The organism is Klebsiella sp. JN_Kp122 (assembly GCF_040062085.1).
GTDB lineage: Bacteria > Pseudomonadota > Gammaproteobacteria > Enterobacterales > Enterobacteriaceae > Klebsiella > Klebsiella aerogenes.
On record NZ_JBEAHW010000044.1, the window covers coordinates 86929 to 99584 of the forward strand.

Here is a 12656-nt window from a genome sequence, read left to right on the forward strand (position 1 = left end):
TACTCTTAATTAATTGCCATGGGAAATACAGCATCCTCCCTACTCCCCCGACTCCACCTCATCCTGAGCCGCCAGCAGAACCAGCTCGGACTTTGACACTAGCAAATCCTTCGGCTTACCACCTCTCAACCTGCGGTTTGCCGAACCGAACCAGATAGCCAGCCCCCACGGTGTTTTACGCTCCTTAAACAGTGAGAGAATCAAACGGACAACCTTGAGGGGCCGCATTTTCTCATCCAGGACATAATCCGGATACAAATCCTCACCGTCGACCTTCAGCGAGAATATCTTCCCGGCCGCTTTCCAGCCTTTCGGGCCTGCCTCAGGATCGGCGGAACGAAAACCCGCTTTTGCCGATAGTTCAGATGCCGTCAGCCATTCCGAGTCAGCCAGTATCCTGGCTTTCAGTTCCTCCAGTTGCCGATCATGGCGCTCCTGGAAGCTCATATGGTCAAGTGCACCTCCCGGCGACTTTTTGAAGCCATACGGCACCACATACCTGAACCGGTTTGCATCCAGATAATCCGCCCACCACTGCATCATCTCCCTGCGCTCTTCCAGGTGCTGCGCCTTATGAATATACGCCGCACGCACGCGCTTGCGCTCCTGATGGCTCATCTGGCGCTCGACTGCGTCGCTTGACCACAGGCCTGACTCCACCAGCGCGCTACAGGCCATAGTGCGAAAACCGTGGCCGCAGACGTCTTTCTGAGTGTCGTAGCCCATCACCCGCAGCGCTTTGTTGATGGTGTTTTCGCTCATCGGTTTGCGGTAATTGTGATCGCCGGGGAACACCAGTTCAGTTCCCGGTCGGCAATGCTGCCGCACCTCGTGCAGCAGTTCGATGGCCTGACGTGACAATGGGACCAGGTGTGGGGAGTGCATCTTCGCGCCACGCGCTGAATATTTAACGCCGGGGATCGGCTCACGCTCGGCGGGGATGGTCCACATGGCGTTACGCAGGTCAATTTCATCCCAGCGGGCAAAGCGCAGTTCGCTGGAGCGGATAAACAGCAGCAGCGCCAGCTTTACCGCCAGTTGAGTCAGTTGACGGCCTTTGAAATCGTCGACTCTTTCCAGGAAATCAGGGATGAGATTCAGATCCAGCGCCGGGTGGTGGCGTACTTTGGGCGTGGAGACCGCGCCGGTTAAATCTGATGCAGGGTTATGATCGATAATGCCGTTCTGGACAGCATAGCGCATCACGCAGGCGGTACGTTGCTGGAGACGAGAAGCGACATCCAATTTGCCCGCTTTCTCCACCTCTTTGATCGGTACCAGCAGGTCTTTGACCTTCATTTTGGTAATGTCGCAGCTACCGTTCGTGGGAAAGACGTAAAGCTCGAAATAACGCAACACTCGCTTCTTATGTTCTGCCGACCAGTTCACGTTGCTGGAGACCCATTCGCACGCCACGGACTCGAACGTATAAAGGGGCTCTCCACCCCGCTTTTCCTCTCTGCGTTTTTCCGCCGGATTAACGCCTTCTAAAATAAGCCTTCTTATATCCGCTTGCTTCTCCCTTGCCAGTGCCAGAGAAATAAGCGGATAAGGGCCTAATGCCATACGGTTCTCTTTGTTTCCAAAGCGAAATTTCAGATACCACAGCTTAGATCCGCTGGGGTTCACCTGAATGTAAAGACCGTGACAGTCAGAGAGCCTGTATGCCTTGCCAAGCGGCCTGGCATGCCGGATTGCGAGATCTGTAAGCGCCATTTGGGGGTCACTCCTCTATCGAACCGGGTTTGCCCCCTTTTTTGCCCCCAAATCGCGTGGATGTCAATGGATGAAAAATGACCAACACGGAAAGACCATAAAACAAATATGGTTATTACCGAAAAATAAATTATCTTTGAATTACAGATGGATATGGACGAATTTGGACGGAAATGGACACAAAAAAAGCCACCCTTAGGTAGCTAATTATTGCATCTTATGGTGCCGAAGGCCGGACTCGAACCGGCACGTATTTCTACGGTTGATTTTGAATCAACTGCGTCTACCGATTTCGCCACTTCGGCACTGAAGGGATACGGAAAACGTTTTGGATTATACCTGTCGATAGCCACCATGCAAGCGACAGCGTGCATCAGTAGTGCTAAGTGTTGAAAAAAACAGCGTAATCCTACAAACGAGCGGTGCGGCGTCACATTTTTCAGCCATCAATGCGCAACAAACCGGCTCCCTGGCCTTCGCTTCCCTGCCCCTACGACCAACACATCACCAATTCCGCGCCAATTTTTCTCAAATCCATCTCACATTACACTCTCATCGCGCCAACGTTTTATCGCCGCCAACCATAAGCATTTACGCTTCCTCAAACACTCAATATAAGATTCCAGAATAATTAATGTAGTTGATTTATATATTCCAGAAAAAACTACCCCATCGCTTTTTCTTATTACCGTAATCCTTAAGAATTTATTAATTACGTCAATATTTTTATAACTTTACATTAATGAAAAGTTTTGTTTTCACTCTTTATTCCAGGATTTTCCTCAGGCGTGAAAGTTCCGGTAAATACTATTTTTACTAGTCGTTGTACGAGTCTCGATGGACATCTTCACTCGGTGAATTTACTCAGGAGAAAGACTGTGACTACCTTAAAACCTTTACTGGCGCGTAACCGCAGCTGGGCGCTGCAGAAGTGCCAGCATGACCCGGAATATTTTGAAAAACTGGTAGCCGGGCAGCGGCCACATTCGCTGTGGATTGGCTGCTCCGATAGCCGCGTTCCCGCCGAAGTACTCACCGGCAGCCATCCCGGCGAACTCTTCGTCCACCGCAATATCGCTAACATGATTGACCCCGCCGACGACAACTTTATGAGCGTACTGCAATATGCCCTCCACTATCTCGAAGTCGAACGGGTGGTGCTCTGCGGCCACTACGGCTGCGGCGGCGTGCAGGCGGCGCTGTCGTTGCCGCAGATGCCGCTGGCCCACGAGTCCTCGGCGCTGGCCCGCCGCATCGGCTCGCTGCGCGATACCCTGCAGAGTGATATCGCTGCTCTGACGCTCACTGACCCTGACGCCGACGCGGCCGCGGCGCTCAATGCCCTGGTGGAGGCCAACGTTCGCGCCCAGTTCAGCCGCCTGCTTGACTGTGACCCCGTACAGACGCTGCTCGCCAGCGGACGGCCGCTCAGCCTGCACGGCTGCGTCTACGATCTGGCATCCGGCCATCTGACCACTCTCGTCGAACACCTCTCACCTCAGGAGCATGCCCCATGAATACTCTTCGTCAGGACTCTCTCGCAGGCATTGTCGTCTTCCTTGTCGCCCTGCCGCTGTGCCTCGGCATCGCCCAGGCCAGCGGCTTACCGCCCTTTGTCGGTCTGCTGACCGGTATCATCGGCGGCCTGGTCGTCACCGCCCTCAGCCCCTCCCGCTTCGCCGTCAGCGGCCCCGCCGCCGGACTGGTCACCATCGTCGTCGCCGCCATTGAATCCCTGGGTTCCTTCTCCGTCTTCCTGATGGCGCTGGTGCTGGCCGGCGTGCTGCAGTTGCTGTTCGGCATCCTGCGGGCCGGGCGCTTTATCTCGCTGGTTCCCGCCAGCGTCATCAAAGGTATGCTGGCGGCAATCGGCATCCTGCTGATTATGCAGCAGATCCCCGTCGCGCTTGGCAGCGCAGAAGAGACCGGGCTCGCCGATATAGCGCAGGGCAACGCCACCTTCTCCCTCAGTGCTATCGCCGTCGCCCTGGGCGGCCTGCTGGTGCTATGGCTGTGGGGTTCGCCGCTTATCCGCCGGGTGAAGAGCCTGCGCTGGATCCCCGGCCCGCTGATCGCTGTCCTGCTCGGTTGTGCCACCACCGTATTAATGACCCAGGCCGCGCCGCAGCAGCTTGCCTCCCTGCCGCGCATTACCCTGCCGGAGTTCGGTAGCCTCGGCGATCTGCTGGGCGAGCTGGAGTCTCCTGCGTGGAGCGCGTGGCGTAATCCGTCGGTGTGGGTGGTGGCGCTAACCCTCGCGCTGGTCGCCAGCCTCGAAACCTTGCTCAGCCAGGAGGCGCTGAAAAAACTGCGTCCGCAAAATCCGCCGCCTTCGCCGAACCGCGAAATGGTCGCCCAGGGCGTCGGCAACCTGCTCTCCGGCGTACTCGGGGCGATGCCGATCACCGCGGTCATCGTCCGCAGCTCGGTCAACGTCAGCAACGGCGCGCAGAGCAAACTGTCGATCTTTATCCACGGCGTGCTGCTACTGATCTGCGGACTGTGGTTTAGCGGCCTGCTGACGTTAATCCCGCTCGCCAGCCTCGCTGCCGTACTGCTGTACACCGGCTATAAGCTGGCGACGCCGCGGCTGTTCATTGAACAGTTCCGCCAGGGCGCCGCACAGTACGTCCCCTTCCTTGCCACCATTGGTGGGATTATCGGCTTCGGCATGCTGGCGGGGATCGGGATAGGACTCGCCGCCCAGGTGGCGTTCAGCATCTGGCGTAGCCATCGCCATTCGCTGCAATTGGCCCGTTACGACGACCACTACGTGCTGCGCATCCAGCAGAACCTGACCTTTTTACACAATCCACATCTGCTGGCGCTGCTGGCGAAAATTCCGGAAAAGAGCGTGGTGATCGTCGAGCACGATAACGTCGGCTACCTTGATCCGGATGTGCAGGCGGTGCTGGATGATTTTGCCGAGAGCGCGCCGCAGCGCGGTATCCGCCTCAATCAGTGGCCGCTTGCCAGCCGCTGACCGTCTCCCGGGCGGCTGGTCCGCCCGCTTATCCACCCCTCCTAATGCCAAGCGACGCCTGTTGCCATGCTCTACACTTTCTTCGTTACTACGCCAACCCCAAGGAAACAAACATGAGCATCATTAAAAGTTACGCCGCCAAAGAAGCGGGCGCCGATCTGTCGCTGTGGGAGTACGATGCCGGCGAACTGCTGCCGGAAGATGTTGAAGTCGAAGTGGAGTACTGCGGGATTTGTCATTCGGACCTGTCGATGATCGACAACGAATGGGGCATGTCGAGCTACCCGCTGGTCGCCGGTCACGAGGTGATTGGCCGGGTGGCGGCGCTGGGCAGCGCGGCGCAGGATAAAGGGCTGAAGATTGGTCAGAAGGTCGGGATCGGCTGGACGGCGCGCAGCTGCGGCCACTGCGACGCCTGTATCAGCGGCAATCAGATCAACTGCCTGGAAGGCTCGGTACCGACCATCATGAACCGCGGCGGCTTCGCCGATAAGCTGCGCGCCGACTGGCAATGGGTGATCCCGCTGCCGGAGAGCATCGATCTGGCTTCCGCCGGCCCGATGCTGTGCGGCGGCATCACCGTCTTCAAACCGCTGCTGACCCACCACGTGACCGCCACCAGCCGCGTCGGCGTGATTGGTATCGGCGGTCTCGGCCATATCGCCATTAAACTGCTGCGGGCGATGGGGGCGGAAGTGACCGCTTTCAGTTCCAACCCGGCTAAAGAGCAGGAAGTGCTGGCAATGGGTGCTGACCGCGTGGTGAACAGCCGCGATCCGCAGGCGTTAACCGCGCTGGCCGGTCAGTTCGATCTGATCATCAACACCGTGGCGGTGGATCTCGACTGGCAGCCGTACTTCCAGGCGCTGGCTTACGGCGGCAACTTCCACACCGTCGGCGCGGTGATGAAGCCTTTCCCGGTTCCGGCCTTTACCCTTATCGGCGGCGACCGCAGCATCTCCGGCTCGGCGACCGGTAACCCGTCCGAACTGCGTAAGCTGATGAAATTCGCCGGTCGTAGCAAAGTGGCGCCAACAACCGAACTGTTCCCGATGTCGCAAATTAACGAAGCGCTGAAACACGTGCGCGAAGGCAAAGCCCGCTATCGCGCGGTACTAAAAGCCGACTTCTGATTGTTCTTTATCGCCGGGAGTTCCGTTCGCCCGGCGCTTTTCTCCTTGCTTCATCAAACCGTCATCTCCCCGCCATTCCCCTGTAGTCATCGCTTCCCACAATCCGGGCTTCCATAAACGCCTGAACGAGACGCCCGTCACCATGAATAAGCGCTGGCTCCCCTGGCTGATACTGTCGCCTTCCCTGTTGTTTTTACTGCTGTTTACCTGGTTTCCGCTTGGCCGTTCGGTCTATGACAGCCTGTTTGATACCCGCATGGCCAGCGACGGCGCACAGTACGTCGGGCTGGATAACTTCGCCCGCCTGTTTGCCGACGGCGTTTTCTGGCAATCGCTGGTCAATAATCTGCTCTATATCCTGCTGACGGTGGTGCCCGGCGTGACGCTCGCTCTGCTGCTGGCGGTGGCGCTGAGCGAGAATCACCGCGTCAACCGCTGGCTGCGCACCGCCTTTTTCTTCCCGATGATTATCCCGATGGTTAGCGCCGCCGCGCTGTGGCTGTTTATTTTTATGCCCGGCCTCGGCCTGCTCGATCACTATCTGGCGAAGCTATTTGGCCCTCAGAACAACAACTGGCTGGGGCGCAGCAACAGCGCGCTGCTGGCGCTGGCGCTGATTGGCGTGTGGAAATTCGCTGGCTACTACATGCTGTTTTTCCTCGCCGGGCTGCAGAGCATTCCGGCCTCAACGCGGGAAGCGGCGCTGATGGAAGGGGCCAGCCGCACCCAGGTGTTTTTTAAGGTCACGCTGCCGCTGCTGCGCCCGACGCTGAGCTTTGTTATCACCACCGCGCTGATTTACTCCATTACCCAGATTGATCACGTCGCGGTGATGACGCGCGGCGGGCCGGATAACGCCACGACCGTGCTGCTCTATTACATCCAGAATCTCGCCTGGGATACCCACGACCTCGGCAAAGCCTCCGCCGCCACCTTCCTGACGCTGGCCGGGCTGTTTGCCTTCTCGCTGATTAACCTGAAATTGCTGGAAAAAGGAGCCCACTATGAGCGCTGAAATCTCGCCGCTGATGGTCCGCTCGCCCGCCGCTGCGCGTCCGCTGTGGTTGCGCCTGCGTCGCTCACAGCCCTTTACCCTGACGGTAATCATGTGCTGCCTGGCGCTGCTATGGGTGAGCCCGTTTATCTGGATGCTGGCGACCTCGTTCAGCGCCACCACCTTCGGCGAAGATATGGCCTCATTGCTGCCGCGCCTGCCGCTGACCCTCGATAACTTCCGCGACGCCTGGGACAGCGCCGACTGGCTGAGCCTGTACGCCAACACCCTTATCTTTACCTTCGGCACTTTCTTCGTGCAGCTACTCACCATCACCACCGCCGGCTACGTCTTCGCCTGCCACGAATTTCGCGGCAAGAAAATGCTATTTCTGCTGTTTCTCGTCCAGCTGATGATCATGCCGGTGGTGATGATGGTGCCGAACATGCTGACCCTGAAAACCTTCGGCCTGCTCAACACTCTGACCGGCGTGATGATGCCTTACTTTACCTCGGCGTTCGGCGTGTTTCTGATGCGCCAGGCGTTCCTCGCCATCCCGAAAGAGCTGGAAGAGGCGGCGCTGATGGAGGGATGCCGCTGGTGGCAGGTGCTATTCCGCGTACTGCTGCCGATGTCCTGGCCGTCGGTGCTGGCCTTCGCCACCGTCAGCATTACCTACCACTGGAACGAGTACCTGTGGCCGCTGATGATGCTCAACGATCCCGATAAGCAGGTGCTGACGGTCGGGCTGGTCTCTTTCGCCATGGGCGCTGAATCCGGCGGCCAGTGGGGCACCATCGGCGCCGGGACGCTGATGGTCTGCCTGCCGCTGATGCTGGCGTTCATCCTTTTCCAGAAACAGTTCCTGCGAAGCTTCGGCTTCTCCGGGATCAAATAAGGAGTTATTCATGCTGTTAGCGCACATTTCCGATACCCATTTCCGCAGCCGCGGCGAGAAGCTGTACGGCTTTATCGACGTCAACGCCGCCAATGCTGATGTGGTTTCTCAACTTAACGCGCTGCGCGAACGCCCGGATGCGGTGGTGGTGAGCGGCGATATCGTCAACTGCGGCCGTCCGGAGGAGTATCAGGTCGCCCGCCAGATCCTCGGCAGCCTGAACTATCCGCTGTATCTCATCCCCGGCAACCACGATGATAAAGCGCTGTTTCTGGAGTACCTGCAGCCGCTGTGTCCACAGCTCGGTAGCGATGCCAATAATATGCGCTGTGCGGTTGACGACTTCGCTACCCGCCTGCTGTTTATCGACTCCAGCCGCGCCGGCACTTCAAAAGGCTGGCTGACCGACGAGACCATTAGCTGGCTGGAAGCGCAGCTGTTCGAGGGCGGCGACAAACCGGCAACGATCTTTATGCACCACCCGCCGCTGCCGCTGGGCAATGCGCAGATGGACCCGATTGCCTGCGAAAACGGCCACCGTCTGCTGGCGTTGGTAGAGCGTTTCCCGTCGCTGACGCGCATCTTTTGCGGTCATAACCATAGCCTGACCATGACCCAGTATCGCCAGGCGCTGATCTCCACCCTCCCCGGCACCGTCCATCAGGTGCCTTACTGCCACGAAGACACTCGCCCGTATTACGATCTCTCGCCGGCTTCGTGCCTGATGCACCGCCAGGTCGGCGAGCAATGGGTGAGCTACCAGCACTCGCTGGCCCACTACGCCGGGCCGTGGCTGTACGACGAAAACATCAGTTGTCCAACGGAAGAGCGCTAACCGCCATGCTCAGTCTGCAAAACATCAGTAAACATTTCGACGGTAAACCGGCGCTCAGCGCGCTGTCGCTTGATATCCACGAAGGTGAATTTGTGGTGCTGGTCGGCCCGTCGGGCTGCGGTAAAAGCACCCTACTGCGCCTGCTTGCCGGGTTGGATCAGGTCAGCGAAGGCGAAATCTGGCTGCATGATGAGAACATCACCGACACCACGCCGCGCGAACGCAATTTTGCGATGATCTTCCAGAACTATGCGCTGTTTCCACATCTCTCTGTGCGCGACAACATCACCTTCGGCATGAAGGTACGCAAGGAAGAGAAAAGCGGCTGGCAGCCGCGGGTAGATAAAGTGGCGCAGATGCTGCAGCTGGAGGCGCTGCTCGATCGCAAACCGGCGAAGCTCTCCGGCGGCCAACGGCAGCGGGTAGCGATGGCGCGGGCGATCGTGCGTAATCCGCGGCTGTTCTTAATGGATGAACCGCTGTCCAACCTCGACGCTCGTCTGCGCAGCGAAGTCCGCGACAGCATTATGGACCTCCACCAGCAGTTAAAAACCAGTACCGTCTACGTCACCCACGATCAAACCGAAGCCATGTCGATGGCCGACCGCATCGTGGTGATGAACGGCGGCCACGTGCAGCAGGTGGGGCGGCCAGAGTATCTGTATGCCAACCCGGCCAATCTGTTCGTGGCCAGATTTATCGGTTCACCGGCAATGAATCTGCTATCGCTCCCCTGCGTTGACGGCAACGTTCAGCTTGGCGAACAACGCCATCCGCTACCGCCGCGCCATCGCAGCCAGACCCGTGTCTGGCTGGGCATTCGCCCGGAACATATTACCGACCGCGTGGAGCACGGCCATCTGCGCCTGCCGGGCACCGTCCTGCAACGAGAACTGATGGGAGCCGATTATCTGCTCCACGTCAGCACCCCGATCGGCACCCTGCGCTTTAGCCGCCGCCACCGTGGCACGGTGCCGGAAAAAGGCGAATCGCTGATCCTCGGCTTCTCGCCTGCCGATGTGCATCTTTTTCATGCTGAGACCCAGCATAATTTACTGATGGAGTGTAATCATGTTTAACCCCCTCACCGCCCTGACGGTTGGGCTCAGCCTCGCCCTGAGCGGCACGGCGCTGGCGAAAGAGAAAATAGACTTCATGTTCCCGGCCCCGGTAGACGGCAAGCTGACGATGGAGATGACACGCGTCATTAAAGCCTTTAACGAGTCGCAGCAGGATGTCGAAGTGCGCGGCATCTTCACCGGCAACTATGACACCACCAAGATCAAAGCCGAATCCGCGCAGAAGGCCGGGCAACCCCCGGCGCTGGTGATCATGTCCGCCAACTTCACCACCGATCTGGCGCTGAAGGATGAGATCCTGCCGATGGATGAGCTGTTTAAATATGGCGATCAAAAGGCCGGCGATTTTCTGCAAAAGGAATTCTGGCCCGCGATGCATAAGAACGCCCAGGTGATGGGCACCACCTATGCGATCCCGTTCCATAACTCGACACCGATCCTCTACTACAACAAGACGCTGTTAGATCGAGCTGGGATCGCGCAACCACCGCAGACCTGGGCCGAGCTGCTGGCCGATGCCAAAAAGCTGACCGACGAGAGCAAAGGCCAGTGGGGGATCATGCTGCCGTCGACCAACGACGACTACGGCGGCTGGATCTTCTCGGCGCTGGTGCGCGCCAACGGCGGTAAATATTTCAATGAAGACTATCCGGGTGAGGTTTATTACAACTCGCCGACCGCTATCGGCGCTCTGCGCTTCTGGCAGGATCTGATCTACAAAGACAAAGTGATGCCTTCCGGGGTACTGAATTCGAAGCAGATCAGCGCTTCATTCTTCTCCGGCAAACTTGGCATGGCGATGCTCAGCACCGGCGCACTGGGCTTTATGCGCGAGAACAGTAAAGATTTTGAACTCGGTGTCGCCATGCTACCAGCCAAAGAGCAGCGCGCGGTGCCAATTGGCGGCGCCAGCCTGGTGAGCTTTAAAGGCATCAACGACGCGCAGAAGAAAGCGGCCTACCAGTTCCTGACTTATCTGGTGAGCCCGCAGGTAAACGGCGCGTGGAGCCGCTTTACCGGCTACTTCTCGCCGCGTAAGGCTTCTTACGATACTCCGGAGATGAAAGCTTATCTGCAGCAGGATCCACGAGCAGCGATCGCCCTTGAACAGCTGAAGTACGCGCATCCGTGGTACTCCACCTGGGAGACCGTCGCCGTGCGTAAGGCGATGGAGAACCAGCTGGCGGCAGTGGTCAACGATGCCAAAGTAACGCCGGAAGCCGCGGTACAGGCAGCGCAGAAGGAAGCTGACGCGCTAATGAAACCTTATGTTGATAAGACTGCGCTGGGAGAAGTGCAGTAGCACAGGTCGGTTGCGGGCCGCCCGGCTTGCGGCGTAAACGCCCAAGCCGGGTGACCAACCGCCCCCAGCGTAGAATGCGCCGGGGAGATTTTGCAAAGCCTTAGATTTTATCCGCCTGCGACGAAGCCCAGGATTTACGCGCGTAGGCTTTTCCCGCCGGGCTGGTATCCAGCTTCTCGCGCAGATAGTGCTCGATCTGCTCAAGGCTGCGGTTGCGCGTTTCCGGCACGCATTTGATCACGAAGATCGCGCCGAAGATGCCGATTGCCGCAAAGATAAAGAAGGTTCCGGAGAGGCCGACCCACGACAGTAGTATCGGGAAGAACAGCGAGATCAGGAAGTTGGCAATCCACATTGAGAACACCGCCCCGCCCATAAACATCCCGCGCATCCGGGTTGGGAAAATTTCCGACAACAGCAGCCAGGTCACCGGCGACAGCGCCCCCTGCTGGAAGCTCAGGAACAGCAGCATTCCCGCCAGCACCATATAGGCGCGCAGCGCATCCGGCTGTCCATTGACCGTTTCCGGCAGCAGGTAGCTCACCGCGCCGATAAACACCAGGCAGGCGGTACAGCCGAACTGGCCGATCATGGTCATCGGGCGACGACCTATCTTCCCCAGCATCCAGATACCGACAAAGGTCATCAGCACCGAAACCACGCCGTTGGCAATGGTGGCGAACAGCGCGGCGTTATCGGTCATACCGACCGAGGTCAGCACCGTCGGCGCATAGTACATAATGGTATTGACGCCGGTAAGCTGCTGAATAACCGCCACGCCGATACCGATCATGAACAGCTTAAACAGCCACGGGGTCATGATTTCACGAATTTTTGGCTTACCAAGATTACGCTGCTCGTCGAGAGTTTCCGTAATCTCCATTAGCTCCCACTCGACATCATCTTTACGCCGCGTACGCTCCAGCACCCGGCGTGCTTCCGCCAGTCGGCCTTTCATCGCATACCAGCGCGGGGTATCCGGCATAAACATCATGCCAAACCACAGCAGCACGGCAGGCAGCGTCGCCACCGCCAGCATCCAGCGCCAGGTGCTCTCGCCGCCCCACAGCTCATGGAAGGTGGCGTTAGAGATATAGGCCAGCAGCTGGCCGGAGACGATCATCAGCTCCTGCAGCGTGACCAGTTGCCCGCGTTTGTTGGCGGGCGCCATCTCAGCGATATATACCGGCACCGTTGCCGCCGCGCCGCCAACCGCTACGCCGAGAACCAGGCGGAAGAAAATCATCCAGTTGACGTCCGGCGCAAGGGCGGTACCCACCGCGCCAATAGCGAAGATCACCGCCAGCCAGAGGATGATTTTCTTTCTGCCTGCGGCGCTGGCCAGATGGCCAGAAAGCAGTGCGCCGAATGCGGCGCCGAACAGCAGCGAGCTGGTCACCAGCCCGGTGGTAAACGGCGTGAGGTGCAGTTCCTTACCCATAAACAGTAGGGCGCCGGAAATCACCCCGGTGTCGTAGCCAAAGAGTAAACCGCCTAAGGTCGCAATCAACGCGACGATCTTAACAAACGGCGTTGCCGGGGCGTAGCTATTCGGCCCCGACGCTTTATTGAGTGTGAGATATTGTTCCTGTGACATAGAAGACTCCAGTAACCTACCTTGTAGGGGGAAGATATGCTCTTGTCTGAATACAGAGGCCTCCAGCCTCACGGACGTGTCGTTATCGTGTGGTTCAATTGAGGTTTAGAAAAAGCAG

The 12656-nt window shown here is 58.2% G+C and carries 10 protein-coding genes and 1 tRNA gene; 8 read left to right on the plus strand and 3 right to left on the minus strand.

All coding sequences use genetic code 11. The annotated features are described in order from the left end of the window. Positions 1 to 39: 39 nt before the first annotated feature. A complete protein-coding gene (locus ABLU78_RS18835; RefSeq protein WP_348820652.1) occupies positions 40 to 1716 on the minus strand; it encodes an integrase arm-type DNA-binding domain-containing protein in 1677 nt (558 codons plus the stop codon). A gap of 220 nt (positions 1717 to 1936) precedes the next feature. After that, positions 1937 to 2021 (minus strand) — tRNA-Leu (locus tag ABLU78_RS18840). Positions 2022 to 2594: 573 nt separating this feature from the next. Between ABLU78_RS18840 and ABLU78_RS18845 the strand changes: the two genes are divergently transcribed. From ABLU78_RS18845 to ABLU78_RS18880, 8 genes are all read left to right on the plus strand, one after another. Continuing rightward, a complete protein-coding gene (locus ABLU78_RS18845; protein ID WP_048229673.1) occupies positions 2595 to 3233 on the plus strand; it encodes a carbonic anhydrase in 639 nt (212 codons plus the stop codon). Beyond that, positions 3230 to 4699 carry a SulP family inorganic anion transporter gene (locus ABLU78_RS18850; RefSeq protein ID WP_048229675.1) on the plus strand — a complete coding sequence of 490 codons (1470 nt, stop codon included), beginning with the start codon at positions 3230 to 3232 and terminating at the stop codon, positions 4697 to 4699. The genes ABLU78_RS18845 and ABLU78_RS18850 overlap by 4 nt, the downstream gene beginning before the upstream one ends. A gap of 113 nt (positions 4700 to 4812) precedes the next feature. Further along, positions 4813 to 5832 (plus strand): NAD(P)-dependent alcohol dehydrogenase, encoded by a 1020-nt coding sequence (locus ABLU78_RS18855; RefSeq protein WP_032709732.1) that lies wholly within the window; start codon positions 4813 to 4815, stop codon positions 5830 to 5832. Positions 5833 to 5974: 142 nt separating this feature from the next. After that, positions 5975 to 6847 carry a sugar ABC transporter permease gene (locus ABLU78_RS18860; RefSeq protein WP_015368525.1) on the plus strand — a complete coding sequence of 291 codons (873 nt, stop codon included), beginning with the start codon at positions 5975 to 5977 and terminating at the stop codon, positions 6845 to 6847. Next, the gene (locus ABLU78_RS18865) at positions 6837 to 7724 is read left to right on the plus strand and encodes a carbohydrate ABC transporter permease (protein WP_015368526.1); all 888 of its coding nucleotides are present in this window, start codon (positions 6837 to 6839) and stop codon (positions 7722 to 7724) included. The genes ABLU78_RS18860 and ABLU78_RS18865 overlap by 11 nt, the downstream gene beginning before the upstream one ends. Before the next feature lie 10 nt (positions 7725 to 7734). Beyond that, positions 7735 to 8559, plus strand: a complete 825-nt coding sequence (locus tag ABLU78_RS18870; RefSeq protein WP_048229681.1) for a phosphodiesterase — start codon at positions 7735 to 7737, stop codon at positions 8557 to 8559. A 5-nt stretch (positions 8560 to 8564) separates the two neighbouring features. Beyond that, positions 8565 to 9638, plus strand: coding sequence for an ABC transporter ATP-binding protein (locus ABLU78_RS18875; RefSeq protein WP_048229684.1), 1074 nt, complete (start codon positions 8565 to 8567; stop codon positions 9636 to 9638). Then, on the plus strand, positions 9631 to 10941 hold the full coding sequence (locus ABLU78_RS18880) for an ABC transporter substrate-binding protein (RefSeq protein ID WP_048229688.1): 1311 nt from the start codon (positions 9631 to 9633) through the stop codon (positions 10939 to 10941). The genes ABLU78_RS18875 and ABLU78_RS18880 overlap by 8 nt, the downstream gene beginning before the upstream one ends. Before the next feature lie 100 nt (positions 10942 to 11041). On the opposite strand, the gene ABLU78_RS18885 is transcribed toward ABLU78_RS18880, so the two are convergent. Continuing rightward, positions 11042 to 12538 (minus strand): sugar porter family MFS transporter, encoded by a 1497-nt coding sequence (locus ABLU78_RS18885; RefSeq protein WP_323806316.1) that lies wholly within the window; start codon positions 12536 to 12538, stop codon positions 11042 to 11044. Positions 12539 to 12656 lie beyond the last annotated feature (118 nt).